At 69.2% G+C, this 26,911-nt stretch carries 34 protein-coding genes; 7 read left to right on the top strand and 27 right to left on the bottom strand.

Annotated features, from left to right (window positions below):
- Positions 1–5: 5 nt before the first annotated feature.
- The 20 genes from rplX to E1287_RS02685 form a co-directional block, all read right to left on the bottom strand.
- Complete coding sequence (gene rplX / locus E1287_RS02590; RefSeq protein WP_131963160.1) at positions 6–326, bottom strand: 50S ribosomal protein L24; 321 nt, start codon at positions 324–326, stop codon at positions 6–8.
- Positions 326–694, bottom strand: coding sequence for a 50S ribosomal protein L14 (gene rplN / locus E1287_RS02595; protein ID WP_067629407.1), 369 nt, complete (start codon positions 692–694; stop codon positions 326–328). The genes rplX and rplN overlap by 1 nt, the downstream gene beginning before the upstream one ends.
- A 64-nt stretch (positions 695–758) precedes the next feature.
- On the bottom strand, positions 759–1,043 hold the full coding sequence (gene rpsQ / locus E1287_RS02600) for a 30S ribosomal protein S17 (protein WP_131963162.1): 285 nt from the start codon (positions 1,041–1,043) through the stop codon (positions 759–761).
- Complete coding sequence (gene rpmC, locus E1287_RS02605) at positions 1,040–1,276, bottom strand: 50S ribosomal protein L29 (protein WP_131963164.1); 237 nt, start codon at positions 1,274–1,276, stop codon at positions 1,040–1,042. The genes rpsQ and rpmC overlap by 4 nt, the downstream gene beginning before the upstream one ends.
- Positions 1,276–1,695 carry a 50S ribosomal protein L16 gene (gene rplP / locus E1287_RS02610; RefSeq protein ID WP_131963166.1) on the bottom strand — a complete coding sequence of 140 codons (420 nt, stop codon included), beginning with the start codon at positions 1,693–1,695 and terminating at the stop codon, positions 1,276–1,278. The genes rpmC and rplP overlap by 1 nt, the downstream gene beginning before the upstream one ends.
- 7 nt (positions 1,696–1,702) lie before the next feature.
- The gene (rpsC, locus tag E1287_RS02615; protein WP_131963168.1) at positions 1,703–2,569 is read right to left on the bottom strand and encodes a 30S ribosomal protein S3; all 867 of its coding nucleotides are present in this window, start codon (positions 2,567–2,569) and stop codon (positions 1,703–1,705) included.
- Entirely contained in the window at positions 2,569–2,952 is a 384-nt protein-coding gene (gene rplV, locus E1287_RS02620) for a 50S ribosomal protein L22 (RefSeq protein WP_131963169.1), read from the bottom strand. Before rplV ends, rpsC begins: the two co-directional genes overlap by 1 nt.
- Positions 2,953–2,978: 26 nt before the next feature.
- Complete coding sequence (gene rpsS, locus E1287_RS02625) at positions 2,979–3,260, bottom strand: 30S ribosomal protein S19 (RefSeq protein WP_131963170.1); 282 nt, start codon at positions 3,258–3,260, stop codon at positions 2,979–2,981.
- Positions 3,261–3,272: 12 nt separating this feature from the next.
- On the bottom strand, positions 3,273–4,106 hold the full coding sequence (rplB, locus tag E1287_RS02630; RefSeq protein WP_131963171.1) for a 50S ribosomal protein L2: 834 nt from the start codon (positions 4,104–4,106) through the stop codon (positions 3,273–3,275).
- A gap of 40 nt (positions 4,107–4,146) precedes the next feature.
- Positions 4,147–4,446: a 50S ribosomal protein L23 gene (gene rplW / locus E1287_RS02635; protein ID WP_131890072.1), complete on the bottom strand. Its 300-nt coding sequence runs from the start codon at positions 4,444–4,446 to the stop codon at positions 4,147–4,149.
- A gap of 12 nt (positions 4,447–4,458) precedes the next feature.
- Positions 4,459–5,061 (bottom strand): 50S ribosomal protein L4, encoded by a 603-nt coding sequence (gene rplD / locus E1287_RS02640; protein WP_131963172.1) that lies wholly within the window; start codon positions 5,059–5,061, stop codon positions 4,459–4,461.
- The gene (rplC, locus tag E1287_RS02645; protein ID WP_131963173.1) at positions 5,058–5,708 is read right to left on the bottom strand and encodes a 50S ribosomal protein L3; all 651 of its coding nucleotides are present in this window, start codon (positions 5,706–5,708) and stop codon (positions 5,058–5,060) included. Before rplC ends, rplD begins: the two co-directional genes overlap by 4 nt.
- Positions 5,709–5,721: 13 nt before the next feature.
- Positions 5,722–6,030, bottom strand: coding sequence for a 30S ribosomal protein S10 (rpsJ, locus tag E1287_RS02650; protein WP_018657599.1), 309 nt, complete (start codon positions 6,028–6,030; stop codon positions 5,722–5,724).
- A 143-nt stretch (positions 6,031–6,173) separates the two neighbouring features.
- Positions 6,174–7,367, bottom strand: coding sequence for an elongation factor Tu (tuf, locus tag E1287_RS02655; protein ID WP_131963174.1), 1,194 nt, complete (start codon positions 7,365–7,367; stop codon positions 6,174–6,176).
- A gap of 177 nt (positions 7,368–7,544) precedes the next feature.
- A complete protein-coding gene (fusA, locus tag E1287_RS02660; protein WP_131963175.1) occupies positions 7,545–9,656 on the bottom strand; it encodes an elongation factor G in 2,112 nt (703 codons plus the stop codon).
- Between the two features lie 40 nt (positions 9,657–9,696).
- Positions 9,697–10,167 (bottom strand): 30S ribosomal protein S7, encoded by a 471-nt coding sequence (rpsG, locus tag E1287_RS02665; RefSeq protein WP_131963176.1) that lies wholly within the window; start codon positions 10,165–10,167, stop codon positions 9,697–9,699.
- Positions 10,167–10,541 (bottom strand): 30S ribosomal protein S12, encoded by a 375-nt coding sequence (rpsL, locus tag E1287_RS02670; protein WP_117398359.1) that lies wholly within the window; start codon positions 10,539–10,541, stop codon positions 10,167–10,169. Before rpsL ends, rpsG begins: the two co-directional genes overlap by 1 nt.
- A 648-nt stretch (positions 10,542–11,189) precedes the next feature.
- A complete protein-coding gene (locus tag E1287_RS02675; protein WP_131963177.1) occupies positions 11,190–12,821 on the bottom strand; it encodes a hypothetical protein in 1,632 nt (543 codons plus the stop codon).
- A gap of 160 nt (positions 12,822–12,981) precedes the next feature.
- On the bottom strand, positions 12,982–13,962 hold the full coding sequence (locus E1287_RS02680; protein ID WP_131963178.1) for an aldo/keto reductase: 981 nt from the start codon (positions 13,960–13,962) through the stop codon (positions 12,982–12,984).
- An 11-nt stretch (positions 13,963–13,973) separates the two neighbouring features.
- Positions 13,974–14,795 (bottom strand): EamA family transporter, encoded by an 822-nt coding sequence (locus tag E1287_RS02685; protein WP_131963179.1) that lies wholly within the window; start codon positions 14,793–14,795, stop codon positions 13,974–13,976.
- A 34-nt stretch (positions 14,796–14,829) separates the two neighbouring features.
- Between E1287_RS02685 and E1287_RS02690 the strand changes: the two genes are divergently transcribed.
- The 3 genes from E1287_RS02690 to E1287_RS02700 all read left to right on the top strand — a co-directional run bounded on the left by E1287_RS02690 (position 14,830) and on the right by E1287_RS02700 (position 16,411).
- Positions 14,830–15,312 carry an Lrp/AsnC family transcriptional regulator gene (locus E1287_RS02690; protein WP_131963180.1) on the top strand — a complete coding sequence of 161 codons (483 nt, stop codon included), beginning with the start codon at positions 14,830–14,832 and terminating at the stop codon, positions 15,310–15,312.
- Positions 15,313–15,338: 26 nt separating this feature from the next.
- Positions 15,339–15,689: a helix-turn-helix domain-containing protein gene (locus E1287_RS02695; RefSeq protein ID WP_131963181.1), complete on the top strand. Its 351-nt coding sequence runs from the start codon at positions 15,339–15,341 to the stop codon at positions 15,687–15,689.
- A 77-nt stretch (positions 15,690–15,766) separates the two neighbouring features.
- Positions 15,767–16,411 carry an NAD(P)-binding domain-containing protein gene (locus tag E1287_RS02700; RefSeq protein WP_131963182.1) on the top strand — a complete coding sequence of 215 codons (645 nt, stop codon included), beginning with the start codon at positions 15,767–15,769 and terminating at the stop codon, positions 16,409–16,411.
- Positions 16,412–16,418: 7 nt separating this feature from the next.
- Here the strand turns inward: E1287_RS02700 and E1287_RS02705 are convergent, their stop codons facing one another.
- Complete coding sequence (locus E1287_RS02705; RefSeq protein WP_131963183.1) at positions 16,419–17,102, bottom strand: TetR/AcrR family transcriptional regulator C-terminal domain-containing protein; 684 nt, start codon at positions 17,100–17,102, stop codon at positions 16,419–16,421.
- A 96-nt stretch (positions 17,103–17,198) separates the two neighbouring features.
- Between E1287_RS02705 and E1287_RS02710 the strand changes: the two genes are divergently transcribed.
- Positions 17,199–18,665, top strand: coding sequence for an MFS transporter (locus tag E1287_RS02710; protein WP_131963184.1), 1,467 nt, complete (start codon positions 17,199–17,201; stop codon positions 18,663–18,665).
- 22 nt (positions 18,666–18,687) lie between these two features.
- Here E1287_RS02710 and E1287_RS02715 read toward each other — a convergent pair whose 3' ends face one another.
- Positions 18,688–19,707, bottom strand: a complete 1,020-nt coding sequence (locus E1287_RS02715; protein ID WP_131963185.1) for a DNA polymerase IV — start codon at positions 19,705–19,707, stop codon at positions 18,688–18,690.
- Between the two features lie 125 nt (positions 19,708–19,832).
- Between E1287_RS02715 and E1287_RS02720 the strand changes: the two genes are divergently transcribed.
- Both E1287_RS02720 and E1287_RS02725 read left to right on the top strand, forming a co-directional pair.
- A complete protein-coding gene (locus tag E1287_RS02720; protein WP_131963186.1) occupies positions 19,833–20,303 on the top strand; it encodes a hypothetical protein in 471 nt (156 codons plus the stop codon).
- Complete coding sequence (locus E1287_RS02725; RefSeq protein ID WP_131963187.1) at positions 20,300–20,626, top strand: transcriptional regulator; 327 nt, start codon at positions 20,300–20,302, stop codon at positions 20,624–20,626. The genes E1287_RS02720 and E1287_RS02725 overlap by 4 nt, the downstream gene beginning before the upstream one ends.
- 30 nt (positions 20,627–20,656) lie before the next feature.
- Here the strand turns inward: E1287_RS02725 and E1287_RS02730 are convergent, their stop codons facing one another.
- The 4 genes from E1287_RS02730 to E1287_RS02745 all read right to left on the bottom strand — a co-directional run bounded on the left by E1287_RS02730 (position 20,657) and on the right by E1287_RS02745 (position 25,591).
- Entirely contained in the window at positions 20,657–21,337 is a 681-nt protein-coding gene (locus E1287_RS02730) for a GAP family protein (protein WP_131963188.1), read from the bottom strand.
- A 29-nt stretch (positions 21,338–21,366) separates the two neighbouring features.
- Positions 21,367–23,178, bottom strand: a complete 1,812-nt coding sequence (locus tag E1287_RS02735; protein WP_131963189.1) for an alkyl sulfatase dimerization domain-containing protein — start codon at positions 23,176–23,178, stop codon at positions 21,367–21,369.
- Positions 23,179–23,249: 71 nt separating this feature from the next.
- Complete coding sequence (locus tag E1287_RS44570; protein WP_207933978.1) at positions 23,250–25,010, bottom strand: serine/threonine-protein kinase; 1,761 nt, start codon at positions 25,008–25,010, stop codon at positions 23,250–23,252.
- A gap of 104 nt (positions 25,011–25,114) precedes the next feature.
- Positions 25,115–25,591, bottom strand: coding sequence for a MarR family transcriptional regulator (locus tag E1287_RS02745; protein ID WP_131963190.1), 477 nt, complete (start codon positions 25,589–25,591; stop codon positions 25,115–25,117).
- 183 nt (positions 25,592–25,774) lie between these two features.
- Between E1287_RS02745 and E1287_RS02750 the strand changes: the two genes are divergently transcribed.
- Positions 25,775–26,209, top strand: coding sequence for a nuclear transport factor 2 family protein (locus tag E1287_RS02750; protein ID WP_131963191.1), 435 nt, complete (start codon positions 25,775–25,777; stop codon positions 26,207–26,209).
- Between the two features lie 103 nt (positions 26,210–26,312).
- On the opposite strand, the gene E1287_RS02755 is transcribed toward E1287_RS02750, so the two are convergent.
- Entirely contained in the window at positions 26,313–26,885 is a 573-nt protein-coding gene (locus E1287_RS02755) for a dihydrofolate reductase family protein (RefSeq protein ID WP_131963192.1), read from the bottom strand.
- Positions 26,886–26,911 lie beyond the last annotated feature (26 nt).

Below are 26,911 nucleotides of genomic sequence, written 5' to 3' on the forward strand. Positions count from 1 at the left end.
CGGTCTCAGATCTCCTTACCGCTGCGCCGCGAGACCCGGACCTTGGTCGTGGTGCCGTCCTCGTTCTCGTCGATGCGGTATCCGACCCGGACCGGCTTGCCGTCCTCCACGATCGCGACGTTGCTGACGTGCAGCGGCGCCTCGACCGTGACGCGGCCGCTCTCCTTGCCGGCCCGCTGCGCGTCGGCCTTGATGTTCTTGGTGATGAGGTTGACGCCCTCGACGACCACCCGCTCCTCGCGGGGGATGGTGCGCAGGACCTTGCCCGTCGCGCCCTTGTCCTTGCCGGCGAGGACAATCACCTCGTCGCCCTTGCGGATCTTCATCAGAGCACCTCCGGCGCGAGCGAGATGATGCGCATGAACTTCTTCTCGCGCAGTTCGCGGCCCACCGGGCCGAAGATTCGGGTGCCGCGGGGGTCGCCGCCGTCCCTAATGAGCACTGCGGCGTTCTCGTCGAAGCGGATGTAGGAGCCGTCCGGGCGCCGGCGCTCCTTGCGGGTGCGCACGACGACCGCCTTGACGACGTCACCCTTCTTCACGCCCGCGCCGGGAAGGGCGTCCTTCACCGTCGCGACGATGATGTCGCCGACTCCCGCGTAGCGCCGACCCGAGCCGCCGAGAACCCGGATGCAAAGGATCTCCTTCGCACCCGTGTTGTCGGCGACCTTGAGTCGCGACTCCTGCTGGATCACGTCAACTCCTGTTCGTCACACCGGTTCTGCCGCCGTCTCGGCGGCAGCCTGGTGGAACCAGTAATTACTTGGCCTTCTCGAGGATCTCCACCACGCGCCACCGCTTGGTGGCCGACAGCGGGCGGGTCTCCATGAGCCGGACGCGGTCGCCGACGCCACACTCGTTGGCCTCGTCGTGCGCCTTGTAGTTCTTCGTGCGGCGGATCACCTTGTGGTACTTGGCGTGCTTCACGCGGTCCTCGACGGACACGACGACGGTCTTGTCCATCTTGTCGCTGACCACGAGACCCTCAAGGATCTTGCGGCTGTTCCGCTGCGCGGCGGTCTGCTCTGTCTGCTGCTCGGTCATTCGCTCTCCTCCGCGTCCTCGACCGTGACGATGCCGAGCTCGCGCTCCCTCATCACGGTGTAGATGCGGGCGATCTCGCGCTTGACCTCGCGGAGCCGCCCGTGGCTCTCAAGCTGACCGGTCGCGGCCTGGAAGCGGAGGTTGAACAGCTCCTCCTTGGCCTCCTTGAGCTTGGTGACCAGGACGTCCTCGGGCTCGGTCCGCAGGTCGTCGGCGGTAAGACCCTTGGCCATCAGGACTCACCCACCTCTCGCTTAACGATCTTGCACTTCATGGGAAGCTTGTGGATCGCGCGCGTGAGGGCTTCCCTGGCGATCTGCTCGTTCGGGTAGGAGATCTCGAACAGCACGCGGCCCGGCTTCACGTTGGCGACCCACCACTCCACGGAGCCCTTGCCGGAGCCCATGCGGGTCTCGGCGGGCTTCTTGGTCAGCGGACGGTCCGGGAAGATGTTGATCCAGACCTTGCCGCCGCGCTTGATGTGCCGGGTCATCGCGATACGCGCGGCCTCGATCTGCCGGTTCGTCACGTACGCGGGCTCGACGGCCTGGATGCCGTACTCGCCGAACGCCACCCTCGTGCCGCCCTTGGCCATGCCGCGACGCTTCGGGTGGTGCTGCTTGCGGTGCCTGACCTTGCGAGGGATCAGCATGGGTTACTCAGCTCCCCTCACCCTGCGGAGCAGCCTCGGCGGCCGGCGCCTGCTGCTCGGAACTCTGCTGCTGCTTGGGCGCGCCACCGCGGTCGCCGCCACCGGCACCGCCGCGCTCGCCGCCACCGGCGCCGCCGCGTCCGCCACGGCCGCCGCGGCCACCGCCGCGACGCTCGCCGCGACGCTCACGGCCACCGCCGCCACCCGCGGCGCGCTGCTGCGCGGCCTGCTGCTCGCGCTCGGCGCGCGTCGATGCGGCCTCGCCCTTGTAGATCCACACCTTGACGCCGATGCGGCCGAACGTCGTCCGGGCCTCGTAGAAGCCGTAGTCGATGTCGGCGCGCAGCGTGTGCAGCGGGACCTGGCCCTCGCGGTAGAACTCCGACCGCGACATCTCGGCGCCGCCGAGACGGCCGCCGCACTGCACCTTGATGCCCTTGGCGCCCGACTTCATCGCGGACTGGATCGCCTTGCGCATGGCGCGGCGGAACGCGACCCGGCTGGACAGCTGCTCGGCCACGCCCTGCGCGACGAGCTGCGCGTCGATCTCGGGGTTCTTGACCTCGAGGATGTTCAGCCGGACCTGCTTGCCGGTCAGCTTCTCCAGGTCGCCGCGCAGGCGCTCGGCCTCCGCGCCGCGGCGGCCGATGACGATGCCCGGCCGGGCGGTGTGGATGTTGACCTCGACACGGTCACGGGTCCGCTCGATCTCCACCTTGGAGATGCCCGCCCGGTCCATGCCCTTCTGCAGCATGCGCCGGATCTGGACGTCTTCCTTGACGTAGTCCTTGTAGAGCTTGTCGGCGAACCACACGCTCTTGTGATCGGTGGTGATACCGAGCCGGAACCCGTGCGGGTTGATCTTCTGACCCACTACCGGGCCCTCCTCGTCTTCTTACCGCCGCCGGACGCGGACGACGCTTCGTCCCGCGACTCCACGACCACGGTGATGTGGCTCGTGCGCTTGTTGATGCGGTAAGCCCGGCCCTGGGCGCGGGGACGGAAACGCTTCAGCGTCGGCCCCTCGTCCACGTACGCCCGGCTGACGACGAGCGTGTCGGTGTCGAGCTTGAAGTTGTGCTCGGCGTTGGCGATGGCGCTCGCCAGCACCTTGCCCACCGGCTCACTCGCAGCCTGGGGGGCGAACCGCAGCACCGCCTGAGCCTCCGCGGCCGGGAGGCCGCGGATGAGGTCCACCACGCGGCGGGCCTTCCTGGGCGTGACGCGGATGAACCGCGCCTGGGCCCTGGCTTCCATCGCTTTCCCTCTCTCTGCTGGCCTGCTCAGCCGCGACGGCTGCGGCGGTCTTCCTTGACATGGCTGCGGAACGTGCGCGTCGGCGCGAACTCGCCGAGCTTGTGCCCCACCATGGAGTCGGTGATGAACACCGGGACGTGCTTGCGGCCGTCGTGCACGGCGATCGTGTGACCGATCATGTCCGGCACGATCATGGAGCGCCGCGACCACGTCTTGATGACGTTCTTGGTGCCCTTCTCGTTCTGGTCGTCCACCTTCTTCATGAGGTGGTCGTCCACGAAGGGGCCCTTCTTAAGGCTACGTGGCATGACGAGCGACTCCTACCGCTTCTTCTTGCTGCGACGACGGACGATCAGCCGGTCGCTCGACTTGTTCGCCTGGCGAGTGCGGCCTTCCTTCTTGCCGGCCGGGTTGACCGGGTGCCGGCCACCGGAGGTCTTGCCCTCACCACCACCGTGCGGGTGGTCGATCGGGTTCATGGCCACGCCGCGGACGGTCGGGCGCTTGCCCTTCCACCGCATGCGGCCAGCCTTGCCCCAGTTGATGTTCGACTGCTCGGCGTTGCCGACCTCGCCGACCGTCGCGCGGCAGCGCACGTCCACCATCCGCATCTCGCCGGACGGCATGCGCAGCGTGGCGTACTTGCCCTCCTTGGCCAGCAGCTGGACGCCGGCGCCCGCGCTGCGGGCGATCTTGGCGCCGCCGCCGGGCCGGAGCTCGATGGCGTGGATGACGGTACCGGTCGGGATGTTGCGCAGCGGGAGGCAGTTGCCCGGCTTGATGTCGGCGCTCGGCCCGTTCTCGACGCGGTCGCCCTGCTTCAGGCCGCGCGGGGCGAGGATGTAGCGCTTCTCGCCGTCCACGTAGTGCAGCAGCGCGATCCGGGCGGTGCGGTTCGGGTCGTACTCGATGTGCGCGACCTTCGCCGGGACGCCGTCCTTGTCGTGCCGCCGGAAGTCGATGATCCGGTAGGCGCGCTTGTGCCCGCCGCCCTGGTGCCGGGTCGTGATGCGGCCGTGGTTGTTGCGGCCGCCCTTCTTGGGGAGCGGACGCAGCAGCGACTTCTCGGGCTCGGTGCGCGTGATCTCGACGAAGTCGGCCACGCTGGAGCCGCGACGACCGGGAGTCGTCGGCTTGTAGTTACGGATGCCCATCTTATTCGTTCATCCCTTGTCTGCTTCGGGCCCCGGCCGGTTAGGCCGGGCCGCCGAAGATGTCGATCCGCTCGCCCTCGGCCAGGCTGACGATGGCGCGCTTGGTGTCCTTGCGCTTGCCGTAGCCGAACCGGGTGCGCTTGCGCTTGCCCTGCCGGTTGAGCGTGTTCACGCTCGTCACCTTGACGCCGAACACCGCCTCGACCGCCTGCTTGATCTGGGTCTTGTTGGCGTCCGGGCGGACGACGAACGTGTACTTGTTCTCGTCCAGCAGCCCGTAGCTCTTCTCCGAGACGACCGGCGCGATGATGATGTCGCGGGGGTCGGCGATCTTGTTCATGTGCGACCCTCCTTACTTCTTCGCCGCACGCGAGATGAACTCGTCGTACGCCGCCTTCGTGAAGACGACATCGTGGTTCACCAGCACGTCGTAGGTGTTGAGCTGGTCGGAGACGAGCACGTGCACGGCGGGCTCGTTGCGCAGGCTCCGCCAGGTCAGCTCGTCCTCGCGGTCGACGACCACGAGAACGCGCTTGGCCTCGGTGACCTCGCGCAGCGCCTTCAGCGCCGTCTTCGTCTTCGGGGTGTCGCCCTCGATGAGGTGGTCGACCACGTGCACCCGGCCGTACCGGGCGCGGTCGGACAGGGCGCCGCGAAGCGCCGCCGCCTTCATCTTCTTGGGCGTCTTCTGCGAGTAGTCGCGCGGCTGGGGGCCGTGCACGATGCCGCCGCCGGCGAACTGCGGAGCGCGGGTCGAGCCCTGGCGGGCGCGTCCGGTGCCCTTCTGCCGGTACGGCTTACGACCGCCGCCGCGGACGTCGCCGCGCGTCTTGGTCGAGTGCGTGCCCTGCCGCGCCGCCGCCTCCTGAGCCACCACGACCTGGTGGATCAGCGGGATGTTGGTCTTCGCGTCGAAGACCTCGGCGGGCAGATCGATGTCGAGCTTGGAGGTCACTTGCCCGCTCCCTTCGTCGCGTCGCGGACCAGCACCACGCCGCCGTTGGGACCGGGAACCGCGCCCTTGATCAGCAGCAGGTTCTTCTCCGCGTCGATGGCGTGGACGGTCAGGTTCTGCACGGTGGTACGGGCGTTGCCGTGCCGTCCCGCCATGCGGAGGCCCTTGAAGACGCGACCGGGGGTCGCGCAGCCGCCGATCGAACCCGGCGAGCGGTGCTTGCGCTGGGTGCCGTGCGAAGCGCCGAGGCCCTTGAACCCATGGCGCTTCATGACACCGGCGGTGCCCTTGCCCTTGCTCGTGCCGGTCACGTCGATCTTCTGGCCGGCCTCGAAGACGTCGGCGGTGATCTCCTGGCCGAGTTCGTACCCGGTGGTGTCGTCAGCGCGCAGTTCGACGATGTAGCGGCGCGGTGTGACGCCGGCCTTCTCGAAGTGACCCGTGCGCGGCTTGTTCACCTTGCGCGGGTCGATCTGCCCGAACCCGATCTGGACGGCGGTGTACCCGTCGTTCTCCTGGGTCTTGAGCTGCGTGACGACACACGGCCCGGCCTGGACGACGGTCACCGGAACGATCCGGCCCTCATCGTCGAAGACCTGGGTCATGCCGAGCTTCTCGCCCAGGACGCCCTTCCTCTGCGTACTCATGTCGGTGCGTCCCTCAGAGCTTGATCTCGATGTCGACGCCGGCCGGAAGGTCGAGCCGCATCAGCGAGTCCACCGTCTTGGGCGTCGGGTCGATGATGTCGATCAACCGCTTGTGCGTGCGCATCTCGAAGTGCTCGCGGCTGTCCTTGTACTTGTGCGGCGAGCGGATGACGCAGTACACGTTCTTCTCGGTCGGCAGCGGCACCGGGCCCGCGACCTTGGCGCCCGTCCGCGTCACCGTCTCAACGATCTTCTTCGCGGAGGTGTCGATGACCTCGTGGTCGTAGGCCTTGAGCCGGATGCGGATCTTCTGTCCCGCCATGGTGGCCTCGGTGTCCTTTGCTGTAGTGCCGCTGGATACTTCGGTGGCGTAGGAGCGGCGGCCCGGCCCAAAGGCCCTTCCGGGGGGTCTGGGGGGGTCGTCCCCCCAGACCGACACGGCTGGGCCGCCGCTCTACGACGGTGCTACTTGATGACCTTGGTGACGCGACCGGAGCCGACCGTCCGGCCACCCTCGCGGATGGCGAACTTCAGGCCCTCCTCCATGGCGACGGGCTGGATCAGCTCGACGCGCATCTCGGTGTTGTCGCTCGGCATGACCATCTCGGTGCCCTCGGGGAGGTTCACCACGCCGGTCACGTCCGTGGTCCGGAAGTAGAACTGCGGACGGTAGTTGTTGAAGAACGGTGTGTGGCGGCCGCCCTCGTCCTTGGACAGGATGTAGACCTGCGCCTCGAACTCGGTGTGCGGGGTGGTGGTGCCCGGCTTGATGACGCACTGGCCGCGCTCCACCTCCTCGCGCTTGACACCGCGCAGGAGCAGGCCGACGTTGTCGCCCGCCTGGCCCTGGTCGAGGAGCTTGCGGAACATCTCGACGCCGGTGACGGTCGTCGTGGTCTTCTCGTTCTTGATGCCGATGATGTCGACGGTCTCGTTGACGTTCACGACACCGCGCTCGACGCGACCGGTCACGACGGTGCCGCGGCCGGTGATCGAGAAGACGTCCTCGATCGGCATCAGGAACGGCTTGTCGACGTCGCGGACCGGCTCGGGCACGTTCTCGTCGACGGCGTCCATGAGCTCGCCGATCGACTTGGACCACTTCTCGTCGCCCTGCAGGGCCTGGAAGGCGGAGACGCGGATGACCGGCAGGTCGTCGCCCGGGAACTCGTACTCGGTGAGCAGCTCGCGGACCTCGAGCTCGACGAGCTCCAGGATCTCCTCGTCGTCCACCATGTCGCACTTGTTCAGCGCGACGACGATGTAGGGGACGCCGACCTGGCGGGCCAGGAGCACGTGCTCCTTGGTCTGCGGCATCGGGCCGTCGGTGGCGGCGACCACCAGGATGGCGCCGTCCATCTGCGCCGCACCGGTGATCATGTTCTTGATGTAGTCCGCGTGACCCGGGCAGTCCACGTGCGCGTAGTGCCGGGCCTCGGTCTGGTACTCGACGTGCGCGATGGAGATGGTGATGCCGCGCTCGCGCTCCTCCGGCGCCTTGTCGATGTCCTCGAACGGCGTGAAGGGGTTGAGGTCCGGGTACTTGTCGTGGAGCACCTTGGTGATCGCCGCGGTAAGCGTGGTCTTACCGTGGTCGATGTGTCCAATGGTGCCGATGTTCACGTGCGGCTTCGTCCGCTCGAACTTGGCCTTCGCCACTGGTTGCTCCTTGCTTGCGATCCTCGGCCGTCCTCGACGACCGTTTCGATGTGCGTTCTGGTGATCTGGTGGGCAGGCCGGCGCTCTATTGCTGATGAAAAACCTGCTCGCCTGCCCGCCGCATGCCACCGCACAGGGTGCTGTGGTCGGCGGCGGGCCGGCTTCGCAGCTTTTTCATCATTCGCCCCGTGCCTTGGCGATGATCTCCTGCGCGACGTTCCCCGGAACCTCGGCATAGGAGTCGAACTGCATCGTGAAGACAGCCCGGCCCTGGGTCTTGCTGCGCAGATCACCCACGTAGCCGAACATCTCGGACAGCGGCACGAGCGCCTTGATGACGCGCATGCCGTGCCGCTCGTCCATGGACTGGACCTGACCTCGGCGGCTGTTGAGGTCGCCGATCACGTCGCCCATGTTGTCCTCGGGCGTGGTGACCTCGACCGCCATCATCGGCTCCAGCAGCGTGGGGGACGCCTTGCGGGCGGCCTCCTTGAACGCCATGGAACCGGCGACCTTGAACGCCATCTCCGAGGAGTCGACCTCGTGGTAGGCGCCGTCCTGCAAAGTGACCTTGACGCCGACCATCGGGTAGCCGGCGAGGACACCGAACTCGGCGGCCTCCTGGCAGCCCGCGTCGACCGACGGGATGTACTCCCGCGGGATGCGGCCGCCGGTGACCTTGTTCTCGAACTCGTAGCCGTCGGACCCGCCGCCGAGCGGCTCCAGGTCGATGATCACGCGGCCGAACTGGCCCGAGCCGCCCGTCTGCTTCTTGTGGGTGTACTCGACCTTCTCGACCTTGCGGCTGATCGTCTCGCGGTAGGCGACCTGCGGCTTGCCGACGTTGGCGTCGACCTTGAACTCGCGCTTCATCCGGTCGACGAGGATCTCCAGGTGGAGCTCGCCCATCCCGGAGATGACGGTCTGGCCGGTGTCCTCGTCGGTGCGGACCTGGAAGGACGGGTCCTCCTCGGCGAGCCGCTGGATGGCGGTGCCGAGCTTCTGCTGGTCGGCCTTGGTCTTCGGCTCGATCGCGACGTGGATGACCGGCGCCGGGAAGTTCATCGACTCCAGCACGATCGGGTTCTTGTCGTCCGACAGCGTCTCGCCGGTGGTGGTCTGCTTGAGGCCCATCACCGCGACGATGTCGCCCGCGCCCGCGCGCTCGATCTCGGTGCGCTTGTTGGCGTGCATCCGGTAGATCTTGCCGATGCGCTCCTTGCGCTCCTTGACGGAGTTCATCACGTTCGAGCCGGACTCCATGACGCCGGAGTAGACGCGCACGAAGGTGAGCTTGCCGAGGTGCGGGTCGCTCGCGATCTTGAACGCGAGCGCGGAGAACGGCTCCTCCTCGCTCGGCTTGCGCGACAGCGTCTTCTCCTCGTCGCGGACGGCGTGGCCCTCGATGGCCTCGACGTCCAGCGGCGACGGCAGGTAGCGGACGATCGCGTCCAGCAGCGGCTGCACGCCCTTGTTCTTGAACGCCGTGCCGCACGTCACCGGGGTGAGCTTCGCGGCGATCGTCGCGCGGCGGATGCCGTCGTGGAGCTGCTCGACGGTGGGCTCGTTGCCCTCCAGGTACAGCTCCATGATCTCGTCGTCGTTCTCGGCGAGGGTCTCGACCAGCTTGTCGTGCCACTCGCGCGCCGTCTCGACGTGCGTCTCGGGGATGTCGAGCGTGTCGTACATCTCGCCGAGCTTGGCCTCCTCGTTCCACACGAGGGCCTTCATGCGGACGAGGTCGATCACGCCCTTGAAGTCGGCCTCGGCGCCGATCGGAAGCTGCAGCACCAGCGGGGTCGCGCTGAGACGGCTCTCGATCATGTCGACGCAGCGGTGGAACTCCGCGCCGACCCGGTCGAGCTTGTTGACGAAGCACATGCGGGGGACGCCGTAACGGTCGGCCTGGCGCCACACCGTCTCGGACTGGGGCTCGACTCCGGCGACGCCGTCGAACACCGCGACCGCACCGTCGAGCACCCGCAGGTTGCGCTCCACCTCGATGGTGAAGTCGACGTGCCCCGGGGTGTCGATGATGTTGATGGTGTGCTTGACGTCGTCGACGGGCCACTCGCAGGTGGTGGCGGCGGAGGTGATGGTGATCCCCCGCTCCTGCTCCTGCTCCATCCAGTCCATGGTGGCGGCGCCGTCGTGGACCTCGCCGATCTTGTAGCTCATCCCCGTGTAGTAGAGGATGCGCTCGGTCGTCGTGGTCTTGCCCGCGTCGATATGGGCCATGATCCCGATGTTGCGGACCTTGGCCAGGTCTACACCGGTTTTGGTAGCCACTGTCGTCCTTCGCGTCGTCTCGTCGTTGCTGTTCGCCGGGTTACCAGCGGTAGTGGGCGAAGGCCTTGTTCGACTCCGCCATCTTGTGCGTGTCCTCACGCTTCTTGACGGAAGCGCCGAGGCCGTTGCTCGCGTCGAGCAGCTCGTTCATGAGCCGCTCGGTCATGGTCTTCTCGCGGCGCTGCCGGGCGTACACGACCAGCCAGCGCAGGGCCAGCGTGGTGCTGCGGGCCGGCCGCACCTCGACGGGGACCTGGTAGGTCGCGCCGCCGACGCGGCGGCTGCGGACCTCCAGGGTCGGCTTGACGTTGTCGAGGGCGCGCTTCAGCGTGACGACCGGGTCGTTGCCGGTCTTCTCGCGGGCGCCTTCGAGGGCGTCGTAGACGATGTTCTGCGCGATCGAGCGCTTGCCGTCCAGGAGAATCTTGTTGATGAGCGCGGTGACCAGCGGCGAGTTGTAAACCGGGTCAGCGATGAGCTGGCGCTTGCCAGCGGGGCCCTTGCGCGGCATCAGCTCTTCTCCTTCTTCGCGCCGTAGTGGCTGCGGCCTTGCTTGCGGTTCCGGACGCCCTGGGTGTCCAGCGTGCCGCGAATGATCTTGTACCGAACGCCCGGGAGGTCCTTCACACGGCCGCCGCGCACGAGCACGATCGAGTGCTCCTGCAGGTTGTGGCCGACGCCGGGGATGTAGGCCGTGACCTCGATCCCGCTGGACAGCCGGACACGGGCGACCTTGCGGAGCGCCGAGTTCGGCTTCTTGGGCGTCGTCGTGTAGACGCGCGTGCAGACACCCCGGCGCTGGGGGCTGCCCTTGAGCGCGGGCGTCTTGTTCTTGGTCACCTTGTCCTGGCGGCCCTTGCGGACCAGCTGCTGGATCGTGGGCACCGCGTCTCCGTCTTCCTCGTACCGAGCCGGTAAGTCCTATTGCTGCAATCACCACCTCAGGCGAGGCTGTGACCTGCCGGTTTCCCGACCTCTCCGACCCACGCGGTCGGGCGTGTCGCCGCCACACGGAAATACAGCCGCGCGAAACCGACACAGACCGCCCGGCCCGTATTTGGGGCCGAATCAAGCCGGGGAGCGAGTCCCTTCCATCCGGCGTGCCCGGGCGGCCCTAGACCACCAAACCCACCGAGGATGAGAGAGCCTCATGTGATGCGGCGCTGGGGCTGGCCTGGGGGCCTCTCCGACGCGCACGCACAGCGGCCCGCAGTGCGGGCACAAGTGAAGAGGTTACCGAGCCCCGCGCGAAAGTGCAAAGTGGCGGCGCACTACCGTGCGCCGCCCTCTGGCGCAAGCCCGGGAGGCTCGTTCGGGTCTCGGGGAGCCTACTCCCCGTAGGTATGAACGGCGGACCGCCGACGGGTGTTCCCGGCTCCGAGACCGACCGTTTGGTCCGCCGTGTGATCGGCCGTTTGGTCGCCTCGGAGAAAGGTGAACCCGTCGGCATTGTGTCCCAGGTGACGGCCGTTGGGGAAGACGTGGACGAGGTTTTACCTTCGTCCTGATCGTCCGTCTTGGGGGTGGACCGTCCTAGCGGAGGAAGGCGAGGTAGACGACGGCGATGACCACCACGAGGGCGACGATGCCGCCGACGATGAGCAGGAGCGTGTTCTTGCTGCCCTTGCCCTCACCGGTTCCGGTGCCGCTGCCGTAGCCGGGCTGCTGGCCGTACTGCCCCTGCCCCTGCTGGCCATAGGGCTGCTGTTGGCCGTACTGGCCTGGCTGGCCGTACTGCTGGCCCTGGCCTGGCGCCTGTCCTGGGGCTCCGGGGGCCTGGGCCATCTGCTCGCCCGGCTGGCCGTACTGCTGGCCGTAGCCCTGCTGCTGCCCATAAGGCTGCTGCTGACCGTAGCCCTGCTGCGGCTGCTGCTGTTCGCCGTACTGCTGCTGGCCGTAGGGCTGCTGTTGCTGGGGCTGCTGCTGCGGTGCCTGCTGGCCCCACTGCTGCTGGCCGATGTCCATCCTGGTGTGGTCGGCCAGGCCCTGCGGCTCGGCGGGCTGGGCGCCCTGGGCGCCCGGGTTGAACACCTCGGTCGCGGGCGCGTCCTCCGGACCGCTCTCGCTGTGCGGACGGTACGGGTCCTCCTGCGGGGCGGACGGCTGCGCACCGGCGCCGAAGCCGGACTCGGGCGGCGGGACCATCATCGTCCGCTCGGCGTCCAGGCCCTGCTGACCGGGCTGGCCCTGCTGACCGGGCTGGCTCTGCTGGGCGCCGCCGGGCTGGGACGTCTCCGGCGACCACGGCTCAGGCGTGGACGGCGGCGTCGGCGTCTGCCACGGCTCGGACGGAGGCTCCTGCTTGCGCTCCGGACCGGTGGCGACCGGGATGTCGGTGCCGGGCGACCAGTGCAGTGTCGCCTGGTCGTCGATGACGGGCCGCTGCGGCTCGGGCTCCGGCGCGTCGGACGGCCCGGGGACGATCATCGTCCGGTCCGTCAGGGAGTCCTGCGGCTGCTCGCCCTGCGACGGCTGCGGGGGCTGCTGCTCACCGGCGGGCTGCGTCGCGCCGGGATCGCCCGGAGGAGGGAACGCTCCGCCGCCCTGGCCACCGAACGGCTGCTGACCGTACTGCGGAAGCGGCTCCTGGGCCGTTTCCTGGGGCGAGCCGTGCATGGGCTGCTGCGGATACGCGGGCGGCTGCTGACCGTAGGGCTGCTCTGGCGGCTGCTGACCGTACGGCGGCTGCTCCGGCTGCTGCCCGTAGCCGGGCTGGGGCTGGCCGTACTGCTGCTGCTCTCCGGGAGGCGCGTACTGCTGCTGCTCCTGCGGCGGCGGGAATCCGCCGGGCCCGGGAGGCGTGCCGTAGGGCATCTGCCCGGCGGGCGGCTGCCCGTACGGGGCCTGCTGCTCCTGCGGTCCGCCGAACGGAGACGGGGGCGGCGGCGGAGGCTGCTCGCCGAACTGCTGCACGGGCTGCTCGACCATCGTGGGCGGAGGCGGCGCCGGCCGCTCTTCGTCGCGGGGCTCCTGCGCCGGCCGTTCCGGCTGCGCGGGCGGTTCGGGCTGGGCCGCTCCGGTGCCGCCGAGCTGCGGCGCACCGAACACCACGGTGCGGTCGCCGAGCGGCCGGGCGGGAGGCTCCTGCGCCTCCGGCGGCGTGGGCTGCGCCTCGTCCTCCGGCAACGGCCGCTGCGGCCCCTGCGTGCCGTCATTCTCGGTCATCGTCGGGCTCCTTCAGCGGTCTTGCCATCCGTGGGCGTTCTGGCCCCCAGCCTGCCCCGATCGCCCGTGGTATCGCAAATCACCACCCTGGTTGGACGAAGGACGTCCCCCAACCGTTCCGGCCAGGGCACGGTCGGGGGACGTCCAGCGGCGAGATATGTCAGGAATGCCCGAGGATCGGGTGCGGCCGGTACGGCGCCTCCAGCCGCGTGACCTCCTTTTCGTCCAGTTCCAGGCGTTCGGCGGCGATCGCGTCCTCCAGGTGAGTGAGTTTCGTCGCTCCGAAGATGGGCGCGGTCACCCCGGGACGTCCGAGCAGCCACGCGAGCGCGACCTGGGCGGCCGGGACGCCCCGCTCCCCCGCGACCTCCCGGACCACGTCGACGACATCGAAGTCGTCCTCCGTGTACAGGCTGTCGCCGTAGGCGTCGTTCCGGGACCGGACGGTCTTGCGCTCGCCGCCGCGCTCCCGGTTCCCGGCCAGCATCCCGCGGGCCAGCGGGCTCCACGGGATGAGGCCCACCCCCTGGTCGAGGCACAGCGGGATCATCTCCCGCTCCTCTTCGCGGTAGATGAGGTTGTAGTGGTTCTGCATGGTGACGAACTTCGTCCAGCCGTGCGTCTCCGCGACGTGTTGCGCCTTGGCGAACTGCCACGCGAACATGCTGGACGCGCCGATGTGCCGGACCTTGCCCGATTTCACGACGTCGTGCAGGGCCTCCATCGTCTCCTCAATAGGCGTCCCGTAGTCCCATCGGTGGATCTGGTAGAGGTCGACATGGTCGACGCCGAGCCGCCGTAGCGAATCGTCGATGCTCGCCATGATGTGCTTGCGCGACAGCCCTCGGTCGTTCGGTCCCGGCCCCATGGGGAGACAGACCTTGGTGGCCAGGACGTAGTCGTCCCGGCGGGCGAAGAACTTCGGGAGCAGATGCCCTGTCAGTTCTTCGCTCGTGCCTTCCGCGTACACGTCCGCGGTGTCGAAGAACGTCACGCCCGCTTCCACGGCCCGCCGGATTATCGGCTCCGCGGCGTCCTCGTCCAGGATCCACGCCCGCTTCGACGGGTCGCCGTAGCTCATCATCCCGAGGCAGATGCGGGAGACCTTCGTTCCCGTCGTGCCGAGACGTACCTGTTCCATGACGGCTCCTTTCAACGTTCTCCACGGTGCAACGACACACCGGCGATCACCAACCCGATTCCGGCGAGTTCCGCGGGCACGGGTACCTGTTGCAGGACGACCAGCCCTACCACGGTCGCGGTGGCGGGCAGTAGGGCGACCATCAGCGCATAGGTGGCGCGGCTCAGGCGCGCCATGGCCAACTGATCGCACACGTAGGGGATGACGGACGACGAGATGCCCACCCCGATGCCCGCGGCCAACGCGACCGGGTCCGTCAGGACGGGCACGGCCTGGACGCCTCCGATCGGCAGGACGAACACCGTCGCGACCACCATCGCCATGGCCAATCCGTCGATTCCTCCGGCGTCCGACTGCGCGGCCCTATGCGCGACCACTACATACAGCGCAAACAGCGCAGCGTTCGCGAACGCGAAGACGAATCCGAGCGGCTCTCCTTCTAGGCGTACGTCCGTCAGCAGGTAGACGCCGACGACAGCGGCGGCGAGGGCGGTGAGGTTACGGCGCGTCCGCATCCCCACTGCCGCGAGCCCGATGACGGGCAGGAACTCGATCGCCGCAACGGTCGCCAGCGGGAGCCGCTCGATCGCCATGTAGAAGGACGAGTTCATGAGCGCGAGCACGGCGCCCCAGAGCACGATCGTCCGCCAGGTGTCGCGGTTGAGCGTGCGCCAGGGGCGGCGCCACAGCAGGAACACCAGGACGGCGCTCCAGATGCGCAACCCGGCGACGCCCAGCGGCCCGACCCGGGAGAAAAGCAGGACGGCGAACGACGGGCCCAGATAGTGGAAAACCGCGCTGCCGACGAAGTACGACCAGGGCGGAAAGGACATGGCCGTATCGTCGGCGGGTTCGTAAGTTGGAGGAATGGCGAACCGAAGGGGCCGGCCGGGCCGCGCCTACGAACCGAAGCCGCTCGACGCGATCGACCTAAGGATCCTCACCGAGCTGCAGCGGGACGGCCGCGCCACGCTCGCCGACCTCGGCCGCCGTGTCGCGCTCTCCGCGCCCGCCGTCGCCGAACGCGTGCAGCGGCTGGAGGACACGGGCGTGATCACGGGGTACCACGCGTCCGTCGACCCGGTCGCGCTCGGTTTCCCGATCACGATCCTCGTCCGGGTGAACCCGAGCCCGCGCGAGCTGAGCCGCATCCCGAAGATCGCCGACGAGATCCCAGCGATCGTCGAATGCCACCGCATCACGGGCGACGACTGCTTCTACTTCATCGCGCACCTGCGGACGGTCGAGGAGCTGGAGCCGATCCTCGACCGCTTCACCCCGTACGCGCGGACGACGACGTCGATCCTGCAGTCGGCTCCCGTCCCCCGGCGTCCGCTCCCCCTCGATTGACCCGCGCGGCGCGTACGCTTTTCGGCGTGGTCGCCTACGACGTGTTCCTCACCGACTGCCCCGCCCGGACGACCCTCGATCTGATCTCCGACACGTGGTCCGTGGTCGTCATCGTGGCGCTCGGGCGCGGCCCGGCCAGGTACAGCGACCTGCGCGACAAGGTCGGCGGCATCAGCAACAAGATGCTGACGCAGACGCTGCGCCGGCTGGGCGAGAACGGCCTCGTCGAGCGGCGCGCCCTGCGGACCGCCCCGCCCGGCACCGAGTACAGCCTCACCGACCTGGGCCGCAGTCTCCTGATCCCGGTGACGGCACTGACCCGATGGGCCGAGGACAACACGGGCGCGCTCCTGGACGCCCGCGAAGCCGCCCCGTAGAGAACCGCGGGGTTCCTCACGGTTCTCTAGCGTCCTTGGCGTCCTGCGGCAGGACCTCGAACCATTGGGAGGACGCAATGAAGATCGGTGTGCTCGGAGCCGGGAGGATGACCGAGGCGCTGGCGTCCGGCTGGGTACACGCCGGGCATGACGTGCTCGTCGGCGGTCGCACGCCGGGCAAGACCTCCGACATGGCCAAGCGGATCGGCGCCCGCGCCGGGACGCTGCGCGAGGCCGCCGAGTTCGGCGACGCCGTCCTGGTCGCGGTCCTCCTCGCCGGGCTGGACGAGACGCTCCGCGCGGCGGGCGCGCCCGAGGGGACCTTGGCGGGCAAAGCGGTGATCGACTGCGGCAACGCCGTCGATGTGACCGACTACTCGCAGGTGAGATACGAGGGCGGCAGCTCCATGGCGGAGGAGATCGCCCGCCTGTCCCCCGGCGCCCACGTCGTCAAAGCGTTCAACCAGGCCCACGCCGACGTGTGGCGGATGCGGCCCCCGGTCTTCGGCGGCCGTCCGCTGGCCGTCCCCATCGCCGGGGCGGACGAGGGCAAGCCGGCCGCCCGCACCCTGATCACGGACCTCGGCGCCGAGCCGCTGGACGCGGGCGACCTCACCCAGGCCCGCCACCTGGAGGCAATGGCGATCATCGTCATCCGCCTGCTGTCCTCCGGCGCCGCCCCGCTGTCCGTCTTCGCCTGGTCAGCGTCTGAGAAACGGTGAGCCCCGCCTACAGTTGCGCCTCTAGGCCGTCGAGGATGTAGGTCAGCCCCGCGCTGTAGCTCCCATCCCAGTCGTCGTCGTAGAGATAGCCGTTGGCGGCCAGGGTCGGATACCGGTCACGGGCGGCTCGCAGCTGCTCCTGCCCTAGGCGGCGCTCCTCGTCGGTGATGTGCAGAGCGATCTGCGACGAGGCGGACCCCATGACGTGGTTGTAGAGCGCCCAGGTCGCCGCCGACAGGCTCTGGCCGGTGAACCCGGCGCGGGCGAGCGTCGCCTGGAGCACCTCCATCCCGGCGAGGAAGTTCGGGCCGATGGTGGGTCGCCGCCGCGCCGGGACCGCGGCGGCCCAGGGGTGGCGCAGCAGCGCGGCCCGCCAGCCGGCCAGGACCGCCGTGACGTCGTCGCGCCACTCCTCCGCGCGTCCGGCACCCGGCTCCGGCGGGGCCGCCCCGAAGATCGCGTCGACCGCGAGGTCGATCACGTCGTCCTTGGTGTCGACGTGCCAGTACAGCGACGGCGCGACGACGTCGAGCCGCTCCGCGAGCCGCCGCATGGTGAGCCGGTCGATGCCCTCCTCGTCCAGCAGGGCCACCGCCGCCGCGACGATGCGGGAGTGCGTCAGCGGCGGCTCCCCGCGCTGCTCGCGCCGGGGCCGCAGCCAGACGCTGCGCACATCACTCGACTTGCCCATCGCACCCCTTCCACACCCGACGGTCGCGTCGCCAGGCTACAGTGTTCGATGAACCAAACAGCGTTAGGCAGTCCCAAACGACGTTAGGGAGACACGGTGGAAGACAATCGAAGGCGCTGGGCGACGCTCCTCGCGGTCAGCGCGGCCCAGCTCCTGGTCGTGCTGGACGGGACGATCATCAACATCGCGCTGCCGTCCGCGCAGCACGCGCTCGGGATGTCCGACACCGCCAGGCAGTGGGCCATCACCGCGTACGCGCTGGCCTTCGGCGGCCTCCTGCTGATCGGCGGCCGGATCAGCAGCGCGCTGGGGCACCGCCGGACGTTCATCGTCTGCCTGCTGGGCTTCGCGGGCTCGTCCGCACTGGGCGGCGCCGCCACGAGCCCCGAGCTGCTGTTCGGGGCACGGGCCCTGCAGGGGGTGTTCGCCGCCGCGCTGGCCCCCGCCGGCCTCTCACTCCTGACGATCACCTTCACAGGGGGACGCGAACGCGGCCGCGCCTTCGGCGTGTTCGCGGCGGTGGGCGCCGCGGGGTCGGCCATCGGCCTGATCGCAGGCGGACTGCTGACGGAGTACGCGAGCTGGCGCTGGTGCCTCTACATCAACGTCCCCGTCGCGCTGCTCGCCGTCCTCGGCACGACGCTCGTGCCCCGCGACCAGCCGAACCGCCGCGGCCAGGGCCTGGACGTGCCGGGCGCACTCCTGAGCGCGGCGGGCTTCGCGGCGGTGGTCTACGCGTTCGCCGAAGCCGAGTCCGACAAACGGAACGCCGCCCTGGCCCTCCTCGCCGGAGGCGTCCTGCTGACGACGTTCGTCATGGTCGAACTGCGCACACGCCGCCCCCTGCTCCCCATGCGGATCCTGCTGCACCGCGCACGGGCCGGCGCCTTCCTCTCGATCACCCTGATGTTCGTCGCGATGTTCGGCTTCTACCTCTTCATGAGCTACTACACGCAGACCGTCCTCGGCTACTCGCCCGTCGAGGCGGGCCTCACCCTGATCATCAACGCCCTGGCAGCCCTGCTCGCCTCGACGCTCATCGCCGGACGCCTGCACGGCCGCGTCCCCCCGGCCGCGCTCATCCTCCCCGGCCTGCTCGCCGCGGCCGCGGGGATGCTGCTCCTGACGCGGCTGACCGCGTCCACCACGGACGTCTTCGCCCTGTACCTCGTCCCCGCCCTGATCCTCACCGGCCTGGGGATCGGCCTCGTCATGCCTCCCACCGCCGGCCTGGCCACCACCGCGATAGACCATCAGGACATCGGGTCGGCATCGGCGGCGTACAACGCGTCCCAGCAACTAGGCGCCGCCCTGGGCACCGCCCTGCTCAACACGGTCGCCGCCAGCACCGCCGCGTCCTACCTCACCGCACACCCCAAGGCCGGCCCCACGGCGGCGGTGGTCCACGGCTACACCACAGCCCTCACGATCGCCTTCGCCATCCTCCTCATCGCCGCCCTCCTCACCGCCCTCCTCCTCACCCGCCGGTCGCGCCGCCGCCCCATCGAGGAGATCCCCACCGACGAGGCCGAAAAGAGCGTGCAAATCGGCCATTCCACATGATCAATAATCGAAGTTCGCCTGGTCAGCGTTGGAATTCGGCGCGGACACCTAGGAGGCGGACGGGGCGGCGTCCAGTGAACGCGTCAAGGGCGGCTAGGGCGGCCTCCTCGATCAGATGCGGCTCGACGGACGGGGCCTGCAGCGTCCGGCCATGAGTCTGGGTGATGAACGGCGCGTACCGGACTTTGACGATGACGCGGACGACCTCCCTCCCCTCCTCGGCGACGTCCTCGGCGACCCGCCGCGCCAGTTTGCGCACTTCGCGCCGCACGTCCTCCCAGTCCGGCAGGTCGTCCTGGAACGTGGTCTCCCGTCCGCGTGACCTCGGGACGTGCGGCGCGTCGCTCACCGGCGAGTTGTCGAGCCCTCGGGCGAGGAGCACCAGCCATGGGCCGTTCGTGGGGCCGAACTCGCCGGCGAGGACGTCGGGATCGGCGGCGGCCAGTTCGCGGACCGTGGCGATGTCCAGCTTCTTCAGCCGTTTGGCGGTCTTGGACCCGACGCCCCAGAGCGCGTCCGCCGGGAGGTGGCCGAGCACGTCGAACCAGGTGTCGCCGGTGAGCCGGAAGATCCCGGCGGGCTTGCCGAAGCCGGTCGCCAGCTTCGCCTGGAGCTTGTTCTCTCCGATGCCGACCGTGCATTCGAGGCCCGTCGCCGCGCGCACCCGGTCGCGGATCTCGTGCGCCATCGCTTCCGGGTCGCCGTCGACGGCAAGGAACGCCTCGTCCCAGCCGAGCACCTCGACCACGGCGCCGAGGCTCCGCAATGTCGCCATGACCTGGTCCGACACGGATTCGTAGAGCTCTCTGTCCACGGGCAGGAACACCGCGTCGGGGCAGCGCCGGGCCGCCGTCCGCAGCGGCAGCCCAGAGTGCACGCCGTGGGCACGGGCCTCGTACGAGGCCGTGCTCACCACGCCGCGCTTCGTCGGATCGCCATCACCGCCGACGACGACCGGCCGCCCGCTCAGTTCCGGGTGGCGGAGCACCTCGACGGCGGCGATGAACTGGTCCAGGTCGACGTGCAGGACCCATCGAGCCACCCCACCATTGTCCCTCTACCAGCGCAAACGCCGTACAGCCGGGGGCGGTGCGCCATCGTCCGTCACTTGCCGTACCGGAAAGTTGTGTGTTGACAAGATGGAAACTAAGCACCATAGTTTCCGTCATGGAAACACACGAGAACGAAGGTGTGGCGGGCGCCCGGCCGACTCCCGGCGAAGCCGCGGCGGCACTGGACGACGTCGAGCAGACCCGCGCCGCGCTGTCCGGCATCCGGACGCCGCTGTGGTACTTCGTCGCCCTCGGGATCTGGACGGCGCCGATCGGCCCCCTGGTGTCGATCACCCCGGACCCTCCGGCGGGAGTGGTGATCCTCCTGGCCGGGGTGGCGGTCTGGGCGGCGGGGCTCGGGCTGCTCATGCACGTGGTCGTCAAGCGGATGCGGGTCCTGATGTGGCTGAACGACCGGCAGATGCGGCCGTTCGCCGTGATCATGCTTCCGCTGCTCGGCCTGTACGCCCTGGTGCAGAGCGCCGCCGACCCGCCGTGGGGCCCCGAGGCCATCACCGTGGTGGTCGCGGCGGGGATCGTCGCCTTCGGGGTGCATCACCGGCTGACGGGCGGACGGTCGTCATGACCCGGCAGGCCCCGGCGGACGGCGCCGAGGCCCCCGAAGCCTTCGACACCGTCATCCACGCTCCCCAACGGCTGCGCATCTGCGCGATGCTCGACGCGGTGACCCAGATCGAGTTCGGGCTGGTCCAGGAGCGGCTGGGGGTCAGCGCCTCGGTGCTCAGCAAGCATGTGAGCGTCCTGATGGACGCCGGTTACGTCGAGCAGCGCAAGGCGGTCCGCGACACCCGGCAGCGGGTGTGGCTCGAACTCACCGCCACGGGCCGCACCGCCTACCGCGGCCACGTCGCCGCCCTCCGCAAAATCGTCGACCAGTCCGACGAGTGAGCGCCCGCCGACGACGTGCTGCGCCGACGGTCAGTCGATGAGTCCGCCGATGCCCTTGCCGAGCAGGACGAAGCCGATGACCAGCAGGAGGACGAACATCACCGTGGTGCTGTTGCGTTCCAGCCAGGCTTTCAAGTCGTCCAGCGGGGCGCGCATGCGTTCGGCGTCGAAGACGTACACCAGCACCGGGACCGCCACGCTGCACGCCGCGATCACGTTGAAGACGGCGACCGCCACGACCTCGCTACCGACGCCCAACTCGCCCTGCGCGATGGCGATCCCTGCGGCGACGCACATGATCAGGTTCTTGGGGTTCACCGCCGACAGCAGCAGCCCCAGCGTCGCCGCTCTGGCCGGGGTGACCTCGTCGATCGCCCTCATCCACGAAGGAGTCTCGGCCCGCGTGCCCGCGCCGGGACGGGACGTCCACTGCCTGACGGCCAAGGTCAGGACGAGCACGCCCAGCAGCAGCTCGATCCACGAGACCGGCGTCTTGGGCTCGCCGGAGGCGCTGTTCATCCCGATGGCGTTCGCGATCACCACCAGCACGGTCGTGGCGATCACGATGCCGCCCGCCCACCCGGCCAGGAACCCCGGCCCGGTGGTGCGGGCGCGCGGCGACAGCAGCATGAGGATCATCGCGATGATCGGGATCGGGCTGATCGCCACCCCGACCGCCAGCGGCAGCAGATCCCCGATGACCTCGCCCATTGCAGCCCCCTGTCCGATGCCCACGGCGGTCAGGGCGTGACGATGGGAAAGTCGGGTTCGGCGCCGTCCATGACGGCGAGCAGCCGGTGCAACGCCGCCGCGTCACCGGTGCTGGTGATGCCGTCGGTATCGCCTCCCGCGATGAGCGCGAACAATTGCGGACGGCTGAGCGTGAGTGTCAGGGCGGCGCCTTCGTCCGCGCGTTCGGTGCGCCTGTGTATGAGGACGCCGTTCGACAGCGTCATGCGGTAACGGTCGCCGGTGTCGGTGAAATCCCAGTCGATGGTCAGATGCTCGTCCCGCGCCTTGGGGCCGTTCACCCGGATCGCCATCGAGTCGAAGACCTGCTCGACCGTCAGCCCCGCCGCCATTCCGCCGGCGATGCTCGTCGGGAGGGGTTTGGGGCCTGACCGGAGTTCCTCGGCGCCGGTGAGGTAGAAATTGCGCCACGTGCCGTTCTCCGCGCCATGGCCGAGTCGCTCGTAGACGTCCGCGAGAGCGTCCTTGGCGTCGGAATTGCCGGGATCGGCGAACACCACGTGGTTCAGCAGCGTCGCGGCGAACCGCAGATCGCCGTGGCTCGTGTAGTCGCGGGCCAAGGCCATGACCCTGGACGCGCCGCCCATGCACTCCACGTACCGCTCCGCCGCCTCGACCGGCGGATGCTCCCACAGATGGGCCGGATTCCCGTCGAACCAGCCCATGTAGCGCTGGTAGATCGCCTTGACGTTGTGGCTGACCGAGCCGTAGTAGCCGCGGGCGTGCCAGGCGCCGGCCAGCGCGGGCGGCAGGTCGATCATCTCGGCGATCTCGATGCCGGTGTGCCCCTGGTTGAGCAGGCGCAGCGTCTGATCGTGCAGGTAGGCGTACAGGTCCCGCTGCTGCGACAGGTACGCCACGATGTTGTCGCGTCCCCATGTCGGCCAGTGGTGGGACGCGAACGCCACGTCGGTGCCGTCGGCGAACAGCGTGATCGCCTCGTCCAGGTACCGCGTCCAGACCCGCGCGTCGCGGACGAGCGCCCCCCGCAACGTCAATATGTTGTGGAGATTGTGCGTGGCGTTCTCGGCCAGGCACAGCGCCCGCCGCTCCGGGAAATGGAAGTTCATTTCGGCCGGGGCCTCGGTGCCGGGCGTCAGCTGGAAAACGATCCGGACACCGTCCACCACCTCGTCCTGCCCGGTGCGCTTGATGTCCTTGTTCGGCGGGACGAGCGAAACCCGTCCCGAGGACGCGGTCTGCCCGAGCCCGGTCCCGACCATTCCTTCCGGGCTCCGCTCCAGATTGACGCCGGTGTGGTAAACGCCGCGGCGGGCCATCGCGGTCCCGGCGTACACGTTCTCCGAGACGGCGTTCTCCAGGAATCCGGCCGGGGCCAGAATCGGCACCCGGTCGGGATTTCCGGGCTCGATGACACCCTCAGCGCCGCCGAAATGGTCGACGTGCGAATGGGTGTAGATCAGGCCGGTGACCGGCCAGTCACCGCGCTGCTCCCGGTACAGCGCGAGCGCGGCGGCCGCGGTCTCCACCGACACCAGCGGGTCGATGACGATCACCCCGCGGTCGCCCTCGACCAGCGTCATGTTCGACAGGTCCAGGCCGCGGACCTGGTAGACGCCGTCCGTCACTTCGAACAGGCCCTGCTTGGCGCATAGCTGCGACTGGCGCCACAGCGACGGGTTCACCGTCTCCGGGCATGGGCCGTCGAGGAATTCGAACACGTCGTTGTCCCAGACGACCCGTCCGCCGGCGTCCCGCACCACCCCCGGCGACAGCGACGCCACCAGCCCCCGCTCGGCGTTCTCGAAATCCGTCCGGTCCCCGAACGCAAGATCCCCCATGCCGTGGATGTATCCGGCCCACACCAACCCAAAGCCGCCGAACCGCAAAGACTCCGCGCACGGCGGATCTCTCAGGATCGTCCGGGTGTCGGCGACGGGGCCGTGGCCTGGGCGACGATGCCGGGCCGGACCAACGCGCTCAGCCGCGAGAACGGCACCTTGATCCTTTTCCCGCGGGAGCCTCCGGTGCAGCCGAGTTCGGAGATCCCGGTGATGACGAAGGTCAGGCCGTCCCTGGTCGGCAGCACCATCAGCCTCCGCGGGACGAGATCGGCCGCGGTGATGGGGCGTCCCGCGTAGCACACCGCACCGGCCGGGGTCTGCGCGGCGCTTTCCGGGTCGCCCTCGCTTTGGACGATCGTGCGGGCCAAGTCGCGCATCCCTGTCGTGGTCAGGGCTGCCGACTTGAACAGATCCTGCGCGCCGAGCCGCCGTCCGTCCGACAGGTCCACGACCACGCCGGACCCACCGGAATATCCGGCGGCCGATTGGCTGTCGACCAGGTCGTAGAAGACGGAAAGGAGCCTCGGTCCTCGCACGCCGAAATTCGCGACGGCTGTGGCCCGCCAGCGCTCCTCGCCAGGTCTTGGCCCATAGCGCCTGACCCCGTCCACCCACGGACGAGTGAGCGCGTCCGCTGTCTCCCGCAGCACGGTGTTGATCCTGGATTCCACGTCGGGATCACGGACGCCGTCCACCTTGACGTACTGCGTCGTCAGGTCCGACGAGGCGTCCCGCCGGACCGACGACACCAGCGAGACGCGCACCTGCTGCACCGCGGCCCGCGCGGGCGTCTCGGCCGTGTCCCGGGTGGCGAGGTAGGTGCCCGCCCCTCCGGCGGCGACGGCCACGCTCGCCCCCGTGATCGCCGCGGCGATCTTGCCGCCGAGCCCGGTGACCGCGCCCGCACCGGCCGCGGCGCCTCCGGCGGCCGTCCCGGCGGCGGCCGCCCCACCGCCGATCCCTGATGCCACCAGGGGAAACAGCGCCGCCAGCCCCACGGCGGCACCGGCCAACGTGCGCAGCCCACGCTGTTCCCATGCCGAGCCGTAGGCCGAGACGGCGATCCGGTCGAGCTCGGCCACCAGCGTCATCGCGTCGCGCGGACGCTCCGCCGGTTCCTTGGCCATGCCCTGCTCCAGCAGCGGCCGCAACACCTCCGGAAGCTCGGACACGGGGACCGGCGCGGCCAGATGCCGACTCATCAGCTCAGCCCGGACGGAGGACGCGTATGGACGGCGTCCGGTCACGCATTCAAAGAACACGCAGGTGGCGGCGTACACGTCAGTGGCAGGGACGGCCGGTTCCCCGCGCCATTGTTCGGGCGCCATATAGGCGGGCGTACCGCCGACGGCCCGATCACCGGCCAGCGCAGCCACCCCGAAGTCGATGAGCTTGCTAAGGCCGTCCGCCTGGACGACCACGTTCGCGGGCTTGAAGTCGCGGTGGACCACCCCGGCCTCGTGCGCGGCGGCCAGCCCTAACAGCGAGCCCTTGAGCATCAGCAAGGACGCCTCCGGCCCGAGCGCCCCATGCTCGGCCAGCACCCTCTTCAACGAGACCCCGTCGACCGCCTCCATGACGATCGCCGCACCGTGCTCGCTCTCCACCATGCGGTACAACCGGGCCACGTACGGATCGGACACCTGCCCCAGCAACACCGCCTCGGCGCGCAGCCGCTCCAGCGCCTCGTCATCACCGGGGCGGCGGGTCAGATATTTGATCGCCACCGGGGTGCCCGCCGTGCGGTGCCGCGCGAGCACGACCCGTCCCTGGGCCCCTGCGCCCAACTCGCGCACTTCGACGAAATCGGCAACCCGCCAATCACCCATCACCACGCGCCGATCTCCTGGGGCAGAGGTTTGTGGTCGTCCGGATCCTTACTGTCACGTAAAGCCCCGGAATCAGCAACGCCGCGCACGCCGGGCTGGACGGGCTACTTCGCGTCCTGCGGGCGAGGGTGCGGAGGGCGGTGGTACTCGTTCAGGACGGTGAGCAGGCGGGTGAGTTCGTCCTTCTGGCTGGCGGAGAGGGGGGCGAGGAGTTCGCGTTGGGCGTCGGTAACGAGCGCGTCGAGGCACTCCAGGCGGTGATGGCCCTCGGAGGTGAGGGTGATGACGTTGCGGCGGCGGTCGGCGGGGTCGGGATCGCGGCGGATGTATTCGGTGTCGGCGAGCTCGTTGAGGACGGCGACCATGTCGCTGCGGTAGATGCCGGTGCGGCGGCTGAGCTCCGCCTGGCTGGCGGCACCGGCCTCGGCGAGCGCGGCCAGCACCGCGAAGTGCCATTTGCGAGCGCCTTCGGCGGCCAGGCGCTCGCTGACGAGCCGATCCGCGGCGATCGCGGCCCCAGCGAGCAGGCGGCTGGGGATGGCGCGCAGCCGGGCCGGAGCGGGTTCGGGAGCCGGGCTCATGGTTTCCTCTCCACCTCTTGCATTAGTGACACTAACAGTCTAACTTCGTTAGTAACACAAACGTTAGACCCACAAACGAACCCTCCGGAGCAAGACCATGATCGGGCCGTCCCACATGCCGGACCTGCTCGCCGAGGACGTCCGGGACTTCTTCCTCGCCCACACCAACTGACAGGAGCCATCATGACCAGCACCGAAACCGTGATCCGCGCACTCGCCGACCGCGCCGAGCTCGCCGACCTGGTCGCCCGCCACAGCCTGTGGATCGACGAGGGCCGCTACGACGAGACCGACCGCCTCTTCACCGAGGACGTCGCCGTCAAGTCCCCGCGCGGGGAGGCCCACGGGATCGAGGCGCTCATCGAACTGGTGCGCTCGGGCCACGACACGTACGCCCGCACCCTGCACAACAAGTCCAATGTCATCATCGAGCTCGACGGCGAGACCGCCACTGTGCGAGCCCACGACGTCGCCGTGTTCGTCATCGACGACAAGACCGAGGCCATCGCGGCCGGGGTCCACCACTACAGTGCGCGCCGCACCGAGCACGGCTGGCGCTTCGACCGCCTCCTGGTCACCCCGGTCGCACTGACCGAAGCCCTCGACCGAGCCCTCTAGAAAACGCCGAAGCGGACATCTCTGACGCGAAACCGCGCTTGCTCACGGTCTGGCCCGCCCGTGCGGGGGCGCGGAGGCGGCGGGGCCGTGGTGGACGGCCTGTTCAGGCGCCGGGTGTGCGCCGCGGACGGTAGCGCGTCGAGATGATCCCCGACGGGTAGAGCTTGCCTTCGATGAGCTCCAGGTCCAGGCGGCCCAGGTCGTCGGGGAACAGTTTCTCGCCGCTGCCGATGGCGACCGGGACGACGCGGAGCTGGAGCTCGTCCAGCAGGCCCGCCCTGGTCAGGGAGCGTGCCAGCGACAGGCTGCCCCAGAGCATGAGGTCCTTGCCTGGCTGCCGCTTGAGGTCGGCGACCTTCGCGGCCGCATCGCCCTTGACGACTTCTGCCGGCTGCCAGGTTCCCCACGGTGCTTCGTTCAGAGTCGAGGAGAAGACCAGCTTGGGCATGGTGTTCACCGTGTTGGCGACCGGCTCGTCGGCGGTGGGCCAGTACTGCACGAACATCCGGTAGGTGTCCGCTCCCAGGAGGACGGTGTCCACGTCTTCCAGAATCTGGAGGTTGTCGCGGTCCACGTGGCTGTAGTCGGAGACGGAGTCGAAGAAATCGAGCTCTCCATCCGGCCCGGCAACGTAGCCGTCGACCGTGATGAGTTCCTGGACGATGAGTCTGCGCATACCACTGTGACCATACGAGTCGGCCG

Origin of the sequence: Actinomadura sp. KC06 (genome assembly GCF_004348735.1) — a bacterium.
GTDB lineage: Bacteria > Actinomycetota > Actinomycetes > Streptosporangiales > Streptosporangiaceae > Spirillospora.